The following is a 20,006-nucleotide window of genomic DNA, read 5'->3' on the forward strand; positions in this document are numbered from 1 at the left end:
GTGGAACTATCGAACCGGCTAAGATCTCTGCCACCGCAGCCGCTGGCGGCTACCCTGGGATGTTTTCAGCCAGATGAAGCCCTGCGGGCGGATCTTAACCGTTTTCGCGTAGGATATTGCCCGCAAGGTAGAGAGACCCGCAAATCAAGATACGTGCATGCGGGTCCTTTGCAACGATGGCGTCGAGCGCCTCGGCCACGCTGTTGGCGGTTGATGCGGGCAGATCAACCTTGATCGCGGCGGCGGCTGTTTCGTCGGCGCTGAGAGTTGCGGCCTCGCCCAGGATGGAAACGGCGGTCAGGCATTGCGCTTGTTTGGCAAGCGGTGCGAGGTAGCCTGTTACGTCTTTTGTGTTCAGCATACCGCAGATCATATGGGTCGGGCGTTTCGGTAGGTTCGACAGAACCTCGGCCAGAGCGATCCCAGCCGCGGCGTTGTGCCCTCCGTCCAGCCAAAGCTCGGCCTGCCCTGCAGCTTGCACGAGCGGCCCGGTTTTGAGGCGTTGCATTCGAGCGGGCCATTCTACCTTGGTAACAGCGGCCTCATAAGCTGCGTCACCAAGGTTGAGGTGGCGCAGAACGGCCAGGGCCACTCCCGCGTTCTGAATCTGGTGTGCACCCAACAGGTTGGGCAGAGGCAGGTTACGCAGGCCGGTTTCGTCCTGATAAACCAGGCGACCATTTTCTTCAGTGACGTGCCAATGTTGACCATATGCAACGAGAGGCGCTCCGAGGCGTGCGGCGGTCTGCTCGATCACCTCCATCGCCTCATACGGTTGCGGGCCGACGATGCAAGGCACGCCGCGTTTGATGATACCGGCCTTTTCAGCGGCGATTTTCGCCAGCGTATTGCCCAGAAACTGTTCATGGTCGATCGAGATCGGGGTGATCACCGTCACTGCTGGGTTTTCGATCACATTGGTGGCGTCCAGACGTCCGCCGAGGCCGACCTCGAGAAGGGTGTAATCCGCTTCGGCTTGTGCGAACGCCGAAAGGGCCGCGCAGGTCGTAATCTCAAAATAGGTGATGTTCTCGCCGCCGTTGGCCGCGTAACACTCATCGAGCACCGCCGTCAGGTCGGGTTCCGAGATCAACTCTCCGGCCAAGCGAATGCGCTCGTGAAACCGGGCGAGATGCGGTGAGGTATAGGCATGTGCCGACAGCCCTGCCCCCTCAAGCCCGGCTCGGATCATCGCTTGCGTTGAACCCTTGCCGTTGGTTCCCGCGATATGGATCACCGGCGGCAGCTTGTTCTGCGGGTTGTCCAACGCCCCTAGCAAACGCCAGACGCGGTCCAAGGTCAGGTCGATGATCTTGGGGTGTAGCGCCATCATCCGGTCAAGGATGGCGTCCGATGTTTGGGCGGTCATTTCTGATCCGTATCTTCAGCAGGCGCGTCTACGGCTGCCTCTTCCGGTTCCGGCGCAGGCAAATCGCCTTTGATCGCCGGAGGCTGGTTCATCAGCATGCGCGTGATGGTGATCAACTCTTCACGCAGCTCGGTGCGTTTGGTCACACGATCGAGCATACCGTGGTCCAGCAGGTATTCGGCGCGCTGGAACCCTTCGGGCAGTTTCTCACGGATGGTCTGCTCGATCACGCGGGGACCAGCAAAGCAGATCAACGCGTTGGGTTCCGAGATATGCACGTCGCCCAGCATCGCATAAGACGCAGTCACACCACCGGTGGTCGGGTGGGTCAAAACGACGATATAGGGCAGGTTCGCCTCTTTCAGCATTTCGACGGCCACGGTGGTACGTGGCATCTGCATCAGGCTGAGGATACCTTCCTGCATCCGGGCACCGCCCGCGGCCGAGAACAGGATCAGCGGACGCTTCAGCTTCACCGCCTCTTGCGCGGCGGCGATGATCGCGTTGCCGACATACATGCCCATCGACCCGCCCATGAATGAGAAATCCTGCGCGGCGGCAACAATCGGGGTACGCCCGATTTCGCCCGTAGCGACCAGCATGGCTTCTTTTTCGCCAGTTTTCTTCTGGGCCGCCTTCATGCGATCGGGGTATTTCTTCTGATCCCGAAACTGCAACGGGTCATCTTTCGGCGCGGGCACTGCAATTTCGGTGAAAATCCCGCCATCGAAAAGGTGGCCGAACCGGTCGCGCGGCGTGATTGCCATGTGGTGGCCGCACTGGGTGCAGACGTTCTGGTTTTCGGCCAATTCGCGATGGAACAGCATCGTTCCGCATTCGCCGCATTTGTGCCACAGGTTTTCTGGCACTTCTCGGCGCGAGAAGATCGAGTTGATCCGGGGGCGGACGTAGTTTGTGATCCAGTTCATATCAGAGCCTTGGATTGTGCGGCGTTGACGTCAAATAAGACGCTACGGAAAGAAATGCAATCAGCGCCTGATGACTAGTCGGGCTGTCAGCCAGCAAACCAACATCGAGCCGAAATCCACCCACAACCACTGCCGCAACACCCCACCATCCGACATATCGTAGGGCAACACGAAAAGGGCAAGACCGCTGAGCGTATCGGGCAGTGAGATAATCAGGAGGGAGATCACATTATTGAAGAAATGCAAGGCGATAGCTGGGCCCAAAGTGCCGGACCGTGCCGTCAGATCAGCCGCCAGAACGCCGAACACGCAGGACCAAACTGCCACCAAGAGCGCGTTGTCGCCAGCGATCCCCGGCGCATAGTGACCCGCTGCAAACAAGGCCGAAGGCACGCCTACCCAGATCAGCGGTGACTGAAACCGCGCGGCCAGAGATTGCTGCAGGTAGCCGCGAAACAGTATCTCTTCGGCGCTGGTCTGAATCAGCACGGCGCCTGCCGCGAACGGCAGCAGTACGACCCAGGTCGAGAACGCCAGGTTCTGGGTCAGCGGATCCCCCATTCCGTAAGGCGGTAGGGCTGCCAATGCCAGACCGAGAACCACCAGGGCCACCAAAACCCGTGTGAATTGACTGATCGCCCGGCGGCGCTCTCCGAGAATCGCCCAAAGCGACCTTTGCTGCATCTGTTTTGCAGCAACAGCGACGCCTATCGTCAGAAACCCAAAACTGGCCAGCAGGACAAATGTCGCGAGGGGGGACGTGCCGCGCAAAAAACCTTGGGCCTGAGAGGGCGGGATTAGGGCTCCGATAACCGCAAAAAGAACCGTGTTCGCCGCCAAATAGAGCGCGCAAACAATCACCAGCCCGACCAGCAACCGCCACAGATCAGGGCGCGCGCGGGCGTCGCGCACCAGATGTTCATGCGCGGCATAGGCGGCGGGTTCAATCATTGTCATCGGCCTCATCAAGAACGGTCTCCTGCACAACGTCAGGAAAGACATCCGCCGGATTGGCAACCGTGTTCACGCGCGTGGCGAGCGTAGTCAGGTATCCCGCGACGGTTTGCAGCAACTGCGTCGCGACCGAGGCGTCGCTTTCGACAACGGCGCGCAGTTCTTCGGCTCCGATACGCAGGAAGGCGCAATCTGTGTTGGCGACCAGATCAAGTTGTCGGCGGTCACCGGTAATGATCGACAGGTCCCCGATCAGGCGGCCCGGTTCAACAATCGAAATGGGACGTTTGTTGCCATCTTCATCCGACCAGTCCAACCGGGCCTGACCCCGAATGCACAGGTAGGCTGCGTCCGCCGTCTGCCCGCGCGAAAAGATCACCTGCCCCGCCGCAACGTCATACCATTGCGCCGAGAACGCCAGCAGCCGTTGGTTCCGCGCGTCGATGCCCGAGAAAAGCTCGGTGGTCGAGATGATTTCGAGCTTTCTGCTGAGGTCAGCAGTAGCCCCCTCTTGATGCAGAACCGGCGTGCGTGAGACACCGTCGATGCGGCCATCTTTGACCTCGACGAACAGATCATAGGCTTCGGGATGGGCAAAGTGATCCTCCATGAAGATCATGATCGACTCGGGCAGCAATTCCCGCAGGCGCAGCCGGGTGCGCAGGCGACTTTCCGAATCGTGGCTGGCCAGCGCCTTATCGAGGATCAGGATATCAGGACGTTTGATCCCCGCACGCGAGAAAGATGCGCGTTCTTGGAACACCGTAGGCAGGTTGTTCCCCCCCAAACCCGAGGGCAGGTCGAACATGGTAGCCGCAGCGCGGCGGCGCAGACCGGCCTCATTCACGACCTGGGCAACCAGATCCTCAATCTCTTCGGCGTGGGCACCCGCCATGAGAGAGACGCGCCCGTAAAGGACATTCTCGATCACGGTCAGGCGCGGGAAGTAGGCGTCAGGCGACAGAGGAACGAACATCCCATCCAGCGCCTCATGCATGGCAGCGGATTGCTGTTTTCGGATCGCAAGGATCTTGTCCTTGTATTCATCCGGAAAGTCGGGGCCAATTTGCTCGGCCGTCAACAGGAACGGGACCGTCAGCATCAACGCATAATCCGGTTCTGAGACCGCATCGTCCCCTTTGGTTTTCAGGCGATCCTTGATGTCCAAAAGCCGATGATACATGTCTTTGGACATGCCCAACCGCAGGAAAAGCGGGTGATCGGTGCCATCGCGACCAAAGGCCTGGTCCAACGTCTCGATCACGGTGCTGGCCATGTTCATTGCTTCCTCGGCTAGATCATGGCTGCGCAACATGTTGCGGAACCGCTGATCGCCGGCCAAAGACTCGGGCGTGATATCCCGCGCGGGCGTTGCAAACAGCAAGTTGCCACCCAAAGGCACCGCCGGATTGAACTGATCCGGATCGAACCGATAGACATAGCGATCGAGGCCCTTGTCCCGCAATTTCTGAGCTACGGTCTCGCGCAGTTTCACAAGCTCTTGCGCCAAGCGCGGATGCAGTTTCGGATCAAACTGCGTGCGAAGGGTGCGTCGCAACATGAACTCGTCAATGCCCATCGCCTCGACCAGTTGGAACCACCACGCGCGGATGTCGTCGATATCGTCCAGCCCGGCCAGCCCCGGATCGACCCACTCATCCTCGAGCGAATCTATCGGATTGCCGGACCGCACGGCCTCGATCTGGCGACGGGTCGGAGCCTTCTTGGCCTCAGTTTCGTGCTTAGGATAGGGGCGCAGCGGCATCAACAGGTTGTCACCCAGAGTTCCATCGAACAGGTAAGGCCGCGAATACGCATACCCAATCCGAGCAGCAATCACCGCCTGATGCAGTTCGTTCAGATTGTGCCCGGCCAGGAGGACCTCGCCCTGAACCGGCATCACCTCACGCGTCAGAAGCTGCGCCAGAGCGGTGCGTTCGGCCGCGTTGGTCGACTGAATCGCCACCCGCGCGCCCTTGGGAATTCTCAGATCGATATCTTCCAGAATGGTCTTGCCGTCATCATCGCGCACGGTGATGTTCCGCAGTTCGATATCGCCGGTGAGGTGCGGGATGACCTCGGGCCGGCCCTCGAATAGGTGTTCGGGGATCATGTTGGTCGGGGCGAAGCGTTCGGTCACGATCTCCCAGCGCAGCGACATGTCCTGCACCTGATTGTAATAGGTCAGCAGATCCTTCCACGGGCCACTCAGATCCTTGTACGCCCCCAAAGCGGCGACCAGAGCACCCACCGTCACCTCACCCGTGATCGCCAGATATCCACCGACCGAGTAGAACAGGAACGGCGTCATCTGAGTGATCAGATTGTTGAGGAACTTCATGAAGAACTTTTTGTTGTAGATCTTGAAGCGGATCTCGAACAGGTTCCCCAGACGGTAGCTAAATTGCGCCAATCGGTAGCGCCAGCCGCCATTGGTGCGTAAATCGCTGATCCCAGCGGCACTTTCCCCGATCTCGGAACTCAGGTGGCGGACCTCCTGAATGCGTTCTTTGTTCAGCAGGTTAATCTGGCGCTGCAGTTTCGGGATCAACCACGCCTGCAGCGGGATGAGGGCGATACTGGCCAGCCCGAACCAGACGCTCTGCATGAACAGGAAGGTGACAATGGTCATCATCTGACCGAACTGAAACACTGGCTGAGCGATGGCGTCGCCCATCAGACCGCCCATTGGCTCGGCTTCGGAGGTGATCATCGACACCAACTCACCCTGACTGGTGGTGGCGAAATACGATTTCGGAAAGCGCATCGACCGGTTGATCAGGGTGAACCGCAGGCGGCGCAACATCCGCTCGGCCAAAACGCCCTTCATCGTGTTGATGCGCATCTTCATCAGGCCGCTGGCGATCACAGTGGCCAGAAAGGCAAAACACAGGATCATAAGGTATTGAATCTGAGTGACGGTCACCCCCCAGATCGTGACCGTATCCGCGGGCGCACCAATGGCGTCGTTGATGATCTGCTTGGGCAGCTCAAGCGAGGCATAAAGGAACGGAAACGAAAGAACCGTCAGAACCAACAGCACAAGCTGTTGTTTTTTGGAGTGTTTCCAAATGAACGAAAACAGGGTGGGTTCCATGGCCGGGCCTTGTCGAATGAAAAACTGATGCGTGACGTGGTTGCTGGCGACCCGCTTTTTCAAGAGGCCCGACCCTAAGCAGAGACCCGACGTAATGCAAGAACCGACGGTGGCCTTACGCACCGAAAACCGACAGATCCAAATTCCGGGTTTGTCCCTCGCCCGCTCTTTGACTAAAGAGGTCCTACGTCGGACGAAGGGACCATGGGCAGGATTCTCGAACGCTATTTTCACCGCAGGGTTTTGGACCGCTGGCGCAGGGTCGCGCAAATGGCGGTTGAAGCCCCTCAGGCCGAACTGCGACGCCAGCGCGACAGCGCGCGCGCCCTGCAAACACAGCTGAGGCAGGTGATTGACACCGCGGATATGCGGCTGCGCGACCCTCAAATCGGCTCGAACCAGTTTCCCAAACCGATCGGCACGGATTGGAGCTGGCGCCCCGATCCGTGGCGCTGGCCCCTTACAAGCCCTGGCCTTGCCTCACCCCCGCGCAAAGCGTCCCTAAACGATCAGGTGCAGGTGTTTCATGACTGCCCACAGGCCGAGATCGCCCTGCGTCAGAACCGAAACCGTCTGCCCAGTGATCTGGCCCCTTTCAATATGGGCGTGGAGGTCTTTGGTTTCGAAGGCAGCTTTTTTTCGCTTTCGATCCAACTGCCAAGCGATGCTTGTCAAGGTCTTAGCCTACAGCACCTTGTCCGCCTGGACACGCATATTGACGCGGAGCAGGAGATCGACCTCTTTGCCCGGCTGAACATCCTCAGCGGTCCGAATACCGAACAGGTTCTGCGCAAGCTTGATCTAGCCAGCCCGTCGCTCAGCGTCGATTTCGATCTGGCCCATCTGCCGTTGAATGAGAAACGGATCGAGAAGATCTGGTTGGACCTAATCCTTGAAAACCCCGGCATGAACAGCGTCACTCTGCGCGATCTGACTTTGTGCCGCCACCATCGCGCTGATTTATGAGGTCCTAGGGAATGACTGAGCCACTACTGACCCGGACCCGGTTTGAAAACGGAATTTGGCAAGGGCATCTGCGCGCCCAGACCCAGCCGGATATCCAGGTGCTCTACCGTGGCGCAGATGTCGAGGGCGTTACTCTCTCGGATGCAGAGGACGGCTGGACCGTGACCATCCCGGTGCCGGTCGCGGCCCTCTCGGACGGAGTCCACAGCTTTGTCATATCCGAGCGTGCAACGGCCCGAAAACTGGGTGATTTCACGGTGATATCGGGCGAACCTGCCGCCGATGATCTGCGCGCCGAAGTTGAGCTATTGCGCGGTGAGCTTGACCTGCTGAAGCGGGCTTTTCGTAGAATTTGCCGGGAACCCAGCTAAGGCGAGACCCGGGTTTTCCTATCTTTTTCGCCATTTACATGCATCATTGAGGCAGCCGCAACACTCCGGAAGCCGCCATGGATCGCAAAAGTATCATCAAAGTCATTGCCTTGATGGTGACCGCATTTGGCATCGGCATCGACTTTACCGGGGCCTTAATGCTGGTTCCATCAATCGAAAGCAGCTTTGACAGCGATATCACCAGCACCCAATGGGTGTTGAACATTTACGCATTGTTCTTCGCCATGACCATGGTCGCCGGAGGGCGTTTGGGCGACATGTACGGGCACCGCAAGGTGATGATCATCGGCCTTTCGATCTTTTTGTTTGCCTCGGTGATGTGTTTCTTCGCGCCCGGCCTCGACTTCCTGATCGGCGCGCGCGCGTTGCAAGGCATCGGCGCAGGGTGCGTCTGGCCCTGCACTTTGGCATTTGGGGCCACCAAAGTCTCGAAACAGGAACATCGCGCACTTGTCATGGGGTTGATCCTGGCGGGCGTGACAACGGGCAATGTGTTTGGACCGATGATCAGCGGGTTGGCTGTTAGTTTTGGCGAGTGGCGGTATTTCTTCCTCGCCAATGTGGTTTTCTCCTGCATCTCGATGGCAACCGCTTTGATCCTGATGGAGCGGGAGACCCAGCACAAACAGGGCGAGCATATCGACTTTGCCGGAATGGGTATCCTTTCCTTTGCTGTGCTTCTTCTGCTCTACGGGCTGGATGTGGGGGCCGATTGGGGCTGGTCGTCGATCCCACTTTTGCTGCTGTTCTTTGTCAGCGCCGTTCTGTTCCTGCTGTTTCCACGCGTTGAAAAGCGGGTAAAAGAGCCGCTCTTGCTGCCGCAATTAATGCAGAACCGAGAGTTTCTGATCACGCTTGGCCTGAATATGTTCAACGTCTCAGCCGCCTTCGTCGGGTTGTTGTATTTTCCGCAATACATGCAAAAGGTGCTGGGCTGGACGACTTTCCAATCGGCGCTTGGGCTGGCCCCTCTGACTATCCTGTTGGCGGTGGGGTCGATCGTCTCGGGCACGCTCTACAATGATTTCGGGCCTAAACGTCTGCTGTTTTGGGGCTATGTTCTGGCGGCTGTCGGATCGGCCAGTATCGTGATCCTGCCCAGCAGTTTGGGCTACTTCCACATCCTGCCGGGTATGGCGATGATCGGGTTGGGCGCGACCCTAACGGTCGGGCCGTCCGGGACCGCCGCGGTATGCGCGGTCAAACCCGAACGTGCCGGGCTGGTGGGTGGCCTCAGCTTCATGACGCATCTGGTCTATGGGGCAATCTCGGTCGCCTGTGCGACCGCCATCATGTATGCGGTGTCGCTGTCTACCCTACGAGACAAACTTGCCGCCGCCGGCATTGATTTGACCGATGCCGAACAACGGGCGATCAACGGCGGTTCCCTCAGCACAGACTCGGCACAAGCGGTGATCGCCAAACTGAACGCAGATCAGCTCGAGGCGGTCAAATCCGCGCTCACAACTGCCTTTGACAGCGGGATGAGCATGGCCTTCATCTTTTCCACGATCTCGGTGTCCGTTGGCATTCTACTGGCGCTGATGCTGGACGAAGACAAACTGCACAAGATCGAAAGTTGAAAGGGCCGCGCCTGGCGCGACCCTTTGGTTTTTACTGAGACTCGATTTACTGAGACGGGCCGTCAGGATTGAACGCCGACAGACCTTTGAGGATGTCGATGGCATAAGCCAACTGATAATCCTCTTCCCGCAGCTCAGCGGTGGCCTCAGCTTTGGCGCGGTCTTCTTCGATCTGGCGGATTTCATCCTCGCTGAGGCTGTCATTGTTCAGACTGCCGCGCAGATCCGCTTCCGAGCGTGCCGGACGATCATCCTCTTCTTCAGTTTCCGGAGCCGGGCGCGGTTGTTCCACGATGATGTCCGGGCTGACACCCAACGCCTGGATCGAGCGGCCAGACGGCGTGTAGTAACGCGATGTGGTCAGACGCATCGCCCCATCACCGCGCAGCGGCATCACCGTTTGCACCGAGCCTTTACCAAAGCTCTTGGTGCCAACAACAATCGCGCGACGGTGGTCTTGCAGGGCGCCGGCCACGATTTCAGAGGCCGAGGCCGAGCCGCCATTGATCAGCACCACAATTGGCTTGCCTTCGGCCAGATCACCGGGGGTCGCGTTGAACCGCTCGCCGTCCTGTGGGTCACGCCCACGGGTCGAGACGATCTCACCTTCGTTCAGGAACGCATCCGAGACCTTGATCGCCTGTGTCAGCAGGCCGCCGGGATTGTTGCGCAGATCAAGCACAAAGCCGTTGACCTTGTCGATCCCACCCGCTTCTTCGATCTGCTCTTCCATTCCGGCCTGCAGGTTCGGGAAGGTCTGATCGTTGAACGTGGTCACTCGCATGACAACACTGGTGCCCTCGGTCCGGGCACGTACGGCGGTCAGTTTGATCGTGTCACGAATGATGGTGACATCGAACGGATCAGGCTCACCCTCGCGCACAACGGTGATCACGATTTCCGAGCCGACAGGGCCGCGCATCAGTTCAACCGCCTTGTCCAGAGTCAGGCCCAGAATGCTTTCGCCATCCACATGAGTGATGAAATCTCCGGCCTCAATCCCGGCCTCATCGGCAGGCGTGTCGTCGATCGGAGAGACGACTTTGACAAAGCCTTCCTCTTGCGTGACCTCGATACCAAGCCCGCCAAACTCACCCCGGGTCTGGACGCGCATCTGTTCGGCATCGTCAGGCGACAGGTAGCTGGAATGCGGATCAAGCGAGGTCAGCATGCCGTCAATCGCAGCTTCGATCAGTTCTTCCGGCTCAACCTCTTCGACATATTGCGCGCGGATCCGCTCGAAAATGTCACCGAACAGGTCAAGTTGCTGGTATACATCGGCCTTGCTCTCGGCCTCCTGCGCCAGCAGGGGTCCTGCGATCTGAGTTGTTGCAATGATGCCTGCAACCGTTCCGGCCAGTCCGGCCATCACAAATTTCTTCATACTCGTTTATCCATCCTTGCTGGTCCGAAACCACGACTCGGGGTCCACGGGGCTGTTATCTACTCTGACCTCTATATAGAGCGTTTCTGACCGGTCAGTTCCAGTGCCATCACCACGAGTTGACAAAATAGCACCGATTTCCGGCGTTTCACCGGGCATCAAACCGACCGGAGTGCCCTCGGGTATCACTTGACCTATGTTTCCGTAGACTTCCTGCAAGCCCGAAAAGACAAACAGAAGCCCGGGCTGAGGTTCAAGAATGATCAGATTTCCCAGGTCCAGAAGCGGTCCTCGGTAGCGAATTGTTGCCGCCGTGGGCGTTATCACCAAGGCACGCGGGCGCGTACCAAGCACAAGTCCCGGTCGCGTTACGCCTGCTGCGTCTGTTTCCCCGGCCCGGTGCAATAAAACGCCCTGGACCGGCAGAGGCATGTCGCCTTTACGGCTTTGAATAGAGTCGTCGCTTTCCGCAATCTCCCCTTCCGAGATTTCCGACAGGCCTGTAGCAAACCCATCCAGTGTTTCGGTCGAAGAGATCAGGATCGCCGTTTTGATCGGGTCCTCGACAAAGCGCTGCGGCAATCCGGTGCGATCCGCGATGGCTTCGCTCAGGCGGGTGCGGGCGGACTGCACCCCGGTCAGACCTTCTGTCAGGGTTTCCGCCGCATCCTGCTGCAACAGGCGCAGGGTTTGAACCTCTTGCAAATCCTGCGCCAAAGCCTGCGCCTTGGCATTCAAGCCCGGTGTTACCTCGGACAGCATCATCCCGGCCCGCGCAGCCCCCAAGGGGCCCGAGGGGTGAAGCATCAGCACCGGCGGGGTAGTCGTTTCAATGGTTTGCAATACGCCCAGCAACTGCGCGACATCCTGTTCCCGCGCGCGCAGTTCAGCCGACAGCTGCGCCTCACGCGTGGCGGCCATGCGCAATCCGTCCCGCATGGCGGATAACCCAGCCTCGTAGGCTTGGATCGTCACTGTCAGAGCGCGCACCCGGTCGCGTGCGCTTTCAGCCTCAGACAGCGAGATTGACGCCTGTTCCAACATCTCGGCCGCCGCCAGCGCTGCCTGAGAAGGCGTGTTCTGCGCCTCTGCCGGGCCATACAAGACCACCGCCAAGGCTGCGGCCAGAACCCTCATGACAGCAAGCTTTCCCCAGTCATCTCAGGCGGTTTGGGCAAGTTCATCAGTGCCAGCAAAGTGGGCGCAAGGTCCGACAGACGCCCGGTACGAAGTGTCGCCCCCTCGGGCCCACCGACCAAAGCCACCGGCACCGGGTTCAACGTGTGCGCGGTATGCGGGCCACCTGTCTCCTGGTCCACCATAACTTCGCAATTGCCGTGATCGGCGGTGACGATCATCGCCCCCCCGGCTTTTTCCAGTGCGGCAACCACGCGGGCCAGACCTTGATCCACGGCCTCGCAGGCTTTGATCGCAGCGCTCAGATCTCCGGTATGACCGACCATATCGGGGTTGGCGTAGTTGGTGACAATCAGATCATAGCCAGCCTCGATGGCTTCAATAAACTTGTCCGTCACGTCGACCGAGGACATCTCGGGCTGTAGATCGTAGGTGGCCACTTTGGGCGATTTGGGCATGAAGCGATCTTCGCCAGCTTCGGGGACCTCCTTGCCGCCATTCAGGAAGAAGGTGACGTGGGGGTATTTCTCGGTTTCGGCCAGACGGAACTGACGCAAACCCTGTTTGGCCACCCACTCGCCCAGAGTGTTCACGATGGCCCGTTTGGGGAACACCGTCGTCATATAGGCGTTGTGGCCGTCGGAGTATTCGACCATGCCCAACAAGGCGGACAGAACCGGGCGCGGGCCGGTGTCGAAATCGTCAAAGCCCGGCTCGGCAATCGCGCGCAGAATCTCCCGCGCGCGGTCAGCGCGGAAATTCAGGCAGAAAAACCCGTCACCATCTTTTACACCGTCATAACCTTCCAGCACGGTCGGCACGATGAACTCATCCGTTTCGGATTGGTTGTAAGCGTAGTCAACCGCTCCATGCGCCGAGTTACCGGCTCGGCCCTGACCTTTGATCATGGCGTTGTAGGCTTGGCTGACGCGCTCCCACCGATTGTCGCGGTCCATGGCGAAGTAACGCCCGCAGACGGTGACGATACGCGCGCCTTCGGGCAGACGTTCCTCAAGCTCGGAGATGTAGGTGAAAGCCGATTTCGGAGCGACATCGCGCCCGTCGGTCACTGCATGCAGAGCCACCAGAACGCCGGCATCCGTGATCGCTTTGGCCGCTGCAACGATATGGTTCACATGCCCATGGACACCGCCATCCGAGGCTAGCCCCATCAGATGCGCCGTCCCGCCCGTCGCTTTCACCTTAGCAATGAAAGCTTGCAGCGCTGCGTTGTTAAAAAATGAGCCATCCTCGATCGCCAGATCAATCTGGCCCAGGTCCATCGCCACCACACGGCCCGCGCCGATATTGGTGTGCCCAACCTCGGAATTACCCATCTGACCGCTGGGTAAGCCCACATCCGGACCATGCGTAATCAGCGTGGCATGCAGGCCCTGCATGATCGCATCGAATGTAGGTGTATTGGCCAAATATGGCGCGTTGGCCTGAGTGTCTTCGGACAATCCCCAACCATCAAGAATACACAGAACTACGGGTTTGGGCGTGGCCATTTTGGTCTCCGGTAACTGCTCTTGGCGAACCTTCTATCGCCTGACCGCTTTGGGGTGAACCGCCTTTACGCCCATCGGCGCAGATTTAATCGTTTCGTAAACCGACCCAGACACCCGGATTTCCTTACCCGAAAGGAACGTGAACCTTACGTCAGACCACCTTGTGCGAACGGCGTCGTGCTGCCTAGTCTCACCTTCAGGGAGAGGGAACCTATGCAGCCAGAGATCGCAGTCTTCGCACTGATATACCTTTTAGCGCCCGCCGCGATGGTGCTGCTAGCGAGGCATTCGACTTTGGCCGGACGGCTGGGGCCGATTGTGCTGTGCTATATGGCCGGATTGGCGCTGGGGCTATCTGGTCTGCAACCTGACGCGGCGGGTCAGGTCCGTGACGGGCTCATGGAGGCCAGTTTAGGACTGGCCCTGCCTTTACTGCTGTTTGGAGTAGACCTTGGGGCTTGGGGGCGCATCGCAGGTTCTGCGCTTTTGTCGATGGCATTGGCCGTTGTCTCGGTCACGCTTGTTGCAACGGGCCTGTTCTTTGCGTTTCAAGCAGGCGGCACCGCGCAGAGTGAGCAGCTGTCCGGCATGGCCGTGGGGATGTATACGGGCGGCCTTGCGAATATGGGCGCGATCAAACTGGCGCTGGATATCCCCGAGAACCGATATCTGCTATTTGCAACCGTCGATACTGTTGTCGGTGCAGGTTACCTGCTGTTCGTGCTGACGCTCGCCCCGTTGGTTTTCGCCCGCTTTCTGAAGCCGTTCCCGGGTGATCGCGACACGCAAGTGCCCGACGCGGGCGAGGCCAATGCGCCGAATATGCTCCGTCAGGGGGTGTTGGCCTTTCTGGTCAGCACATTTTGCGTGGCCGCAGCGGTGCTGTTGACCCCTCTGTTCAGCTTTGCGCCATCGCAGGTCATGACCGTGGTTCTTCTAACGTCGCTGGGTCTGCTCGGCTCGGTCACGCCGTCTTTGCGCAAGAACCGGGCCGCACCTCATATGGGCATGTACCTGCTTTACGTGTTTTCGTTCAGCGTTGCGGCGTCGATGGATCTGGCAGAGTTGCGCGATATGGATCTGTCCGTTCTGGGATTTGTGCTGATCGCCACCTTCGGCAGCTTCGGTCTGCACGCACTGCTTGCACGCACCGCCGGGGTCGACCGGGATACCTTCCTGATCACCTCGGTCGCTGCCGTTATGTCGCCTGCCTTTGTGCCCATGGTCGCGCGCAGCTTGCGCAACCCTGCGATCTTGATGTCGGGCATGGCAACCGGCATTCTTGGCTTTGCCATCGGGAACTATCTGGGCATTTCACTGGCGCTGCTTCTGGCCGGGAAAGGATAGGATATGGATCATCAGAAATTGCCAGAGACAGGCCGTCCCGAGGGCGAGATCCTGGACCAGTTAAAATCCTTTGACGAAAACGACCCGAACTACCGTGAGGGCCGGACGTGGAGCCTTGTATATCATCTGGACGATGACCACGACGCTTTCACTTCCAAAGCTTATAGCGCGTTCTCCTTGGCCAACGGGCTGAACCCAGCCGCGTTCCAAAGCCTCAAGCGGATGGAGACGCAGATCATCTCAACCATGGCCGGGCTGCTGAAGGGTGGACCGGAGACCTGTGGCGTGGTCACGGCGGGCGGCACCGAGAGCTGTCTGATGGCGGTCAAAACCTACCGGGACATGGCGCGCAAAAAACGCAAGGTGACCCGTCCGAACATGATCCTGCCCAAGACCGCCCATGTCGCCTGGTTCAAGGCGGCCGAATACTTCGGCGTCAAGGCGCGTCTTTTGCCGATGACGCCGGACTACGCCACCGATATCTCCAAACTTGCGAGGATGATTGACGCCGGAACGGTGATGATCCTCGGCTCCGCGCCGGAATACCCGCACGGGACGATTGATCCAATTGCCGAGATGGGTGCAATCGCGCAGTCCAAAGGAATCCCCTTGCATATCGACGCCTGCGTCGGCGGGCTGATCTTGCCCTTCATGGAACGGAACGGCGTTGACTTGCCCGATTGGGATTTCCGGGTGCCGGGGGTGACGTCCATCTCGGCTGATCTGCATAAATACGGCTATGCGGCCAAGGGGGCGTCGACCATCCTTTATCGCAATCTAGACCTGTTGAAGTACCAGATGTTTGTCTGTCAGGACTGGCCCGGAGGAGTTTTTGCCTCACCCGCCTTGCTGGGCACAAGACCGGGCGGGGCCTATGCCGCCGCCTGGGCTGTGATGCAGAAACTCGGTGAGGACGGCTACTGCCGGTTGGCGAAAGACACGACCGAAGCGGTCGAGACGTTGAAGGCGGGAATAGCGGCGATAGACGGTCTGCGCATTCTGGGAAACCCGCAAGGGCCGCTGCTGGCCTATGGCTCAACCGATCCGAAGCTTAACATCTATGCCGTAGCGGATCAGCTGGAGCGCGCCGGTTGGAGCATCAACCGCGTTCAGAACCCCGACGGCATCCATTGCATGGTCACGGCCAAACACCGGCATGTAACCGGTGAATACCTTGCCGATCTCGCCCAGGCGGTTGCAACCGTTCGCGCCAACCCCGAGCTCGCAAAAACCGGAGGGGCCGCGACCTATGGCATGATGGCCCATGTCCCGCTGCGCGGAATGGTGAAATCCAAGGTGCTGGATGTGTTCGCCGAAATGTACCGGGCCGGTGGCGGAGATTTGCATCTGGATGGCGGCAAGACCCCGAACCTGCTAGAACGCGGCATGGCCCGATATGTTCAGTGGAAAGCGCGGCGAAGTTAGTCCTTCAGATAACTCTTGTACGGCTTGGCTTTCCGGTTTCGGTATTTGACCGTCAGGTCCAGCGGCATGTCATTTTCGTCGTAGATCCCCAACACGATCCCCCTGCCCCGACTTTTGGTTCGCATCTCGACCAGTTGCTGTTCAGACCGCGTCGTGCGCTGTGACGGGCGGCGTGCCCAAGCGAACAGGTGGTCATACATTTCACTGATCACCTCGGCATGATCTTCGCTGTCGCCCAGATCAACCAGCTCCTCCGGGTCGTTTTCAAGATCGAACAGGATCGGACGGTGCCCACCTTCGCAATGGATCAGCTTCCAGCGTTTGTTGGCGACCATGAACATCACCGCATCGCGGACAGAGGCGTTCATCCGCTCGGCAATTGGCGACGCGGAATAGTCGTATTCGCAGATCACCACATCCCGAGGCCGGTCCTGTGCCTGTCCATGCAGGATCGGCAACAGGGAATGACCTTCGAGGATATGATTGGCGACGCCGCCTCCGGCCACATCTACGAATGTCGGAGCAAGATCAATGGATTCGACCAGCGCATCGCTCACCATGCCTCGGGTCGCGTCGGCCTCGGGCGAAGGGTCATAGATGATCAGTGGCATTTTGGTCGAGGTATCGTGGAAGAACGTCTTTTCGCCCATCCAATGGTCGCCGAGAAAATCCCCGTGATCCGAAGTCAGGACGATCATCGTATCGTCCATCCGACCGGTCTGCTCCATCCAGTCGAACAACCGGCCCATTTGATCATCGGCCTGCTTGATTAGGCCCATATAGGCCGGGATCACCGCCTCACGCACATCCCGGCGCGAGAAGGTCTCACCGATTTTGGTCTCCATGAACGCTTTCAATACCGGGTGCGCTTTCTGGAATTCCTCGTCGGATCGCACCACCGGCAGTACATGCTCAGGCCCGTACATCGAAGCATAAGGCTCTGGCACGATATAGGGCCAGTGTGGTTTGATGAAGCTAAGGTGGCAGCACCATGGGGCGTCATGGGTTTCCATGAATTCGATGCCGCGCCCGGTCAGATAGGGAGTCTCGCTGTCTTCTTCGGCGATATTTGCAGCCTCCGAGGAATTCTTCAGGAACCAGCCAGAAAGAACATTGCCATCTGCGTCCAACCCGGAATTTGCAAAGTCATGCCAAGGGTTGTCGCTTTCATAGCCTTTGTCGCGCAGATACTCATTGTAGGCCTTGGCCCCATCGGGGTCATAAAACCCGTCCGGCCCTTCAGGGCGCATTCCGTCATCGCGCTCGAAGACATCGAAACCACATTCTGCCACGCGGGCGCCAATCAGGCTGTCTGGTTCAAGGCCGAGCCGCGCCATGCCCTCTGCATCCGCGCGCATATGGGTTTTGCCAACCAGCCAGCATTCCATCCCCGCCTTGCGCAGGTGGTCGCCCATGGTCATCTCGCCAACCTTCAAGGGGATCCCGTTCCACGAGGCACCATGCGAATGTACGTACCGACCCGTATAGGTCGACATGCGCGAACTGCCGCAAATCGGCGATTGGATATAGGCGCGATTGAATCGCACACCCCGAGCCGCCAGACGGTCGATATTGGGCGTGTGGAGGTGCGGATGCCCGTAGCAGCTCAGGTAATCCCAGCGCAGCTGGTCGAACATGATGAACAGGATATTCTTGGCTTTGGCCACACGCGCCTCCGATCTGGTCCGGAGGCTATCTAGCCAATTCCCAGCAGGTGGTGCAAATGCTGATTAGGCCTGACGCTCCATCTGCTCCAGCATCTTCTTGGCGCGTTTGCATTGCAGCTGGTCCCGCAGAGAGCTGTCGGGGTCGATGTCCTTTTGGCAGACCACGCATTTATCTGCGCCTGAGATCGCGTTCAGACCGCCGCAGCTGCCCTTGATGGTTTTACCCATCAACATCACGCCCAACGACATGCCGACCATGACCAGAGACAGAAGAATAAAGGCCAGAATGAAGGTGCTCATCTCGGTTCCTACCAATCAGTTGGTGCCCAGGGCGTCTTTGAACGCGCTGCTGTGGGAGGTTATATAGGCATCATCGCCGCCTGTCACATCCCGCGAGATGAAATACACGGCAAGTTTATGCTCTTCGGCCAGTTGCATACCCTTTTCCTGACCCAGTGCCAGCATTGCAGTCGCCCAGGCATCCGCCATCATGGCGTTTTCCGCCAGAACGGTGACCGAGGTCGTACGATGCGTGATCGGACGCCCGGTTGTCGGGTCGATGATATGCGAATAGCGCACGCCATCCTGTTCGAAGTAGTTCTTGTAATCGCCCGAACTGGCCATACCGCGATCATCCAGCGACACGATCAACTGCAGGCTCTGAGACCCGGCCTGAGGCTTTTCGATCCCGATTTGCCACGTTTCGCCCTTGTCGTTCTGGCCTTTTGAGACCAGATCGCCGCCGATCTCGACCAGATAGTTTTCGATGCCTGCGTCCCGCAGGGTCTCGGCGACAGCGTCAATGCCATAGCCCTTGGCGATGGCCGACAGATTGATCCCAACGCCAGGTTCGGATTTTGCCAGCGTTCCTGCCTCAGCATCCAGGGTCAAAAGCCGCTTTTGTCCAACGCCTGCCAGCGCGGCCTCGATATCAGCATCGGATGGCACAGGGTCTTCGGGCTTGCGCGGGCCAAAGCCCCATAGCTCGATCAACGGGCCGAGGGTGACGTCAAAGGCTCCATCGGTCTTGTCGTGAACGTCATTTGCGGCGGCCAGAACCAGTACGAATTCGTCGGATACCGCAACGGGGTCGGTGCTGGTGGACGCCGAAAAGGTCGAAACCTCGGAATTTGGATCCCAGTTCGACATCTTGGCGTTGACTGCGGCCAGAGTCTCTTCGACCGAAGCAGCCAACGCGGTTTCATCCAGATCCTCGCCAATCGCAGTGACATTGAAGGTCGTGCCCATGGTCTCACCCGACAGGCGCACCACATCGTGTTCCTTGTCGAACAGGCAGCCAGTCAAAAGGGTGGTAAGGGCCAGCGCAGGCAGTAGACGCATGGATCAGTCTCCGGGAAAAGCAGTGCCCGGCATATGCCAGCCACCCCGGTCAGAGTCAAACCGGCTTCACAGCTTCAGCGGCAAAAAACCCAACATCAAAAGGCCGATCCCAGCTGGAAGTCCGAACAACCACGCCCGTTTCTGCCACCCGTCCGGCTGCTGTTTCCACACCATGCGAAAATTATGGCCGCAGACCACCACAACAAAGAAAATCAGCGCGGCAATGGGGGGTGTCAGATAGATGTCACTCACAGGCTTGGACTCCGGGTTTTCGCCGATGCGGGCATTTGCACCCTATACAGGCCATTTAGCTGCGCTAAGGTGAAAGGGAAAGACTTTGCAAGAACCAAAAAGGAGATTGCCCATGGCTCCAACCTCATACCAGGCCCCCACACGCGGCGACAAGCAGGACAAGTCCACCTACAGCCAGTCGACGGGATCGAACCTGTCGCAGTCGCAGACGACCGTGGCGAAACTGCTTGAGGGGAAAGGCGACGCGGTGTTCTCGGTCCGTCCGAACGAGACAATTCATACGGTGGTCAATATCCTCAAGGAAAAACACATCGGTGCTGTTCTGGTCACCGATCAGAACGGGGCGCTGCAAGGCATCCTATCCGAGCGTGACATCGTGCGCCGCATGGCTGACACGCCCGGCCAGACCCTGCCGCAATCGGTCGAGGATCTGATGACCACCGAGGTCAAATCCTGCTCGCCCGACGACACGTTGAATGCGGTTCTGAAAACCATGACCGAAGGCCGGTTCCGCCACATGCCAGTTGTCCGTGATGGACTTTTGTGCGGTATGATTACCATCGGTGACGTCGTGCATTTCCGTCTGAAAGAGCTGGAATACGAAGCGCTTCGCATGAAGCAGATGATCGTGGGCTAAAGCAACCCGGCCCGC

General features: G+C 58.8%; 17 protein-coding genes. 6 read left to right on the plus strand and 11 right to left on the minus strand.

All coding sequences use genetic code 11. The features are described from left to right. Positions 1-94: 94 nt before the first annotated feature. From ACR0JF_RS06570 to ACR0JF_RS06585, 4 genes are read right to left on the minus strand one after another with little or no spacing between them, the layout of a single operon-like run. Positions 95-1,369, minus strand: a complete 1,275-nt coding sequence (locus tag ACR0JF_RS06570; RefSeq protein ID WP_170659329.1) for a bifunctional folylpolyglutamate synthase/dihydrofolate synthase — start codon at positions 1,367-1,369, stop codon at positions 95-97. Continuing rightward, a complete protein-coding gene (gene accD / locus ACR0JF_RS06575; protein ID WP_170659330.1) occupies positions 1,366-2,298 on the minus strand; it encodes an acetyl-CoA carboxylase, carboxyltransferase subunit beta in 933 nt (310 codons plus the stop codon). Before accD ends, ACR0JF_RS06570 begins: the two co-directional genes overlap by 4 nt. A 60-nt stretch (positions 2,299-2,358) precedes the next feature. Next, positions 2,359-3,264, minus strand: a complete 906-nt coding sequence (locus ACR0JF_RS06580) for a CPBP family intramembrane glutamic endopeptidase (protein WP_480669012.1) — start codon at positions 3,262-3,264, stop codon at positions 2,359-2,361. Continuing rightward, a complete protein-coding gene (locus ACR0JF_RS06585) occupies positions 3,242-6,349 on the minus strand; it encodes an ABC transporter transmembrane domain-containing protein (RefSeq protein ID WP_170659331.1) in 3,108 nt (1,035 codons plus the stop codon). The genes ACR0JF_RS06580 and ACR0JF_RS06585 overlap by 23 nt, the downstream gene beginning before the upstream one ends. Positions 6,350-6,553: 204 nt before the next feature. Between ACR0JF_RS06585 and ACR0JF_RS06590 the strand changes: the two genes are divergently transcribed. The 3 genes from ACR0JF_RS06590 to ACR0JF_RS06600 all read left to right on the plus strand — a co-directional run bounded on the left by ACR0JF_RS06590 (position 6,554) and on the right by ACR0JF_RS06600 (position 9,290). Beyond that, the gene (locus ACR0JF_RS06590) at positions 6,554-7,315 is read left to right on the plus strand and encodes a DUF6478 family protein (RefSeq protein ID WP_170659332.1); all 762 of its coding nucleotides are present in this window, start codon (positions 6,554-6,556) and stop codon (positions 7,313-7,315) included. An 11-nt stretch (positions 7,316-7,326) separates the two neighbouring features. After that, complete coding sequence (locus tag ACR0JF_RS06595; protein ID WP_170659333.1) at positions 7,327-7,686, plus strand: hypothetical protein; 360 nt, start codon at positions 7,327-7,329, stop codon at positions 7,684-7,686. A 77-nt stretch (positions 7,687-7,763) separates the two neighbouring features. Next, a complete protein-coding gene (locus ACR0JF_RS06600) occupies positions 7,764-9,290 on the plus strand; it encodes an MFS transporter (protein WP_170659334.1) in 1,527 nt (508 codons plus the stop codon). Positions 9,291-9,336: 46 nt separating this feature from the next. Here ACR0JF_RS06600 and ACR0JF_RS06605 read toward each other — a convergent pair whose 3' ends face one another. From ACR0JF_RS06605 to gpmI, 3 genes are read right to left on the minus strand one after another with little or no spacing between them, the layout of a single operon-like run. Beyond that, the gene (locus ACR0JF_RS06605) at positions 9,337-10,674 is read right to left on the minus strand and encodes a S41 family peptidase (protein WP_170377303.1); all 1,338 of its coding nucleotides are present in this window, start codon (positions 10,672-10,674) and stop codon (positions 9,337-9,339) included. A gap of 6 nt (positions 10,675-10,680) precedes the next feature. Next, positions 10,681-11,811 carry a peptidase M23 gene (locus ACR0JF_RS06610; RefSeq protein ID WP_170659335.1) on the minus strand — a complete coding sequence of 377 codons (1,131 nt, stop codon included), beginning with the start codon at positions 11,809-11,811 and terminating at the stop codon, positions 10,681-10,683. Then, positions 11,808-13,322 (minus strand): 2,3-bisphosphoglycerate-independent phosphoglycerate mutase, encoded by a 1,515-nt coding sequence (gpmI, locus tag ACR0JF_RS06615; protein WP_170659336.1) that lies wholly within the window; start codon positions 13,320-13,322, stop codon positions 11,808-11,810. The genes ACR0JF_RS06610 and gpmI overlap by 4 nt, the downstream gene beginning before the upstream one ends. Positions 13,323-13,535: 213 nt before the next feature. On the opposite strand from gpmI, the gene ACR0JF_RS06620 reads away from it, so the two are divergent. Together ACR0JF_RS06620 and ACR0JF_RS06625 are read left to right on the plus strand one after the other, a co-directional pair. Beyond that, a complete protein-coding gene (locus ACR0JF_RS06620) occupies positions 13,536-14,669 on the plus strand; it encodes a DUF819 family protein (RefSeq protein ID WP_170659337.1) in 1,134 nt (377 codons plus the stop codon). 3 nt (positions 14,670-14,672) lie between these two features. Further along, positions 14,673-16,094 (plus strand): pyridoxal phosphate-dependent decarboxylase family protein, encoded by a 1,422-nt coding sequence (locus tag ACR0JF_RS06625; protein ID WP_170659338.1) that lies wholly within the window; start codon positions 14,673-14,675, stop codon positions 16,092-16,094. On the opposite strand, the gene ACR0JF_RS06630 is transcribed toward ACR0JF_RS06625, so the two are convergent. The 4 genes from ACR0JF_RS06630 to ACR0JF_RS06645 all read right to left on the minus strand — a co-directional run bounded on the left by ACR0JF_RS06630 (position 16,091) and on the right by ACR0JF_RS06645 (position 19,354). After that, positions 16,091-17,731: a sulfatase-like hydrolase/transferase gene (locus tag ACR0JF_RS06630; protein WP_480669096.1), complete on the minus strand. Its 1,641-nt coding sequence runs from the start codon at positions 17,729-17,731 to the stop codon at positions 16,091-16,093. The two genes, ACR0JF_RS06625 and ACR0JF_RS06630, sit on opposite strands and share 4 nt — an antisense overlap. 93 nt (positions 17,732-17,824) lie before the next feature. Next, positions 17,825-18,061, minus strand: coding sequence for a (Na+)-NQR maturation NqrM (nqrM, locus tag ACR0JF_RS06635; protein WP_170641212.1), 237 nt, complete (start codon positions 18,059-18,061; stop codon positions 17,825-17,827). 15 nt (positions 18,062-18,076) lie between these two features. Then, positions 18,077-19,102: an FAD:protein FMN transferase gene (locus tag ACR0JF_RS06640; protein ID WP_170377289.1), complete on the minus strand. Its 1,026-nt coding sequence runs from the start codon at positions 19,100-19,102 to the stop codon at positions 18,077-18,079. Between the two features lie 66 nt (positions 19,103-19,168). Continuing rightward, the gene (locus ACR0JF_RS06645) at positions 19,169-19,354 is read right to left on the minus strand and encodes a hypothetical protein (RefSeq protein ID WP_170377287.1); all 186 of its coding nucleotides are present in this window, start codon (positions 19,352-19,354) and stop codon (positions 19,169-19,171) included. A gap of 112 nt (positions 19,355-19,466) precedes the next feature. Between ACR0JF_RS06645 and ACR0JF_RS06650 the strand changes: the two genes are divergently transcribed. Continuing rightward, the gene (locus ACR0JF_RS06650; RefSeq protein ID WP_170659340.1) at positions 19,467-19,991 is read left to right on the plus strand and encodes a CBS domain-containing protein; all 525 of its coding nucleotides are present in this window, start codon (positions 19,467-19,469) and stop codon (positions 19,989-19,991) included. Positions 19,992-20,006: the final 15 nt, after the last annotated feature.

This window comes from Ruegeria sp. BG11 (assembly GCF_056538565.1).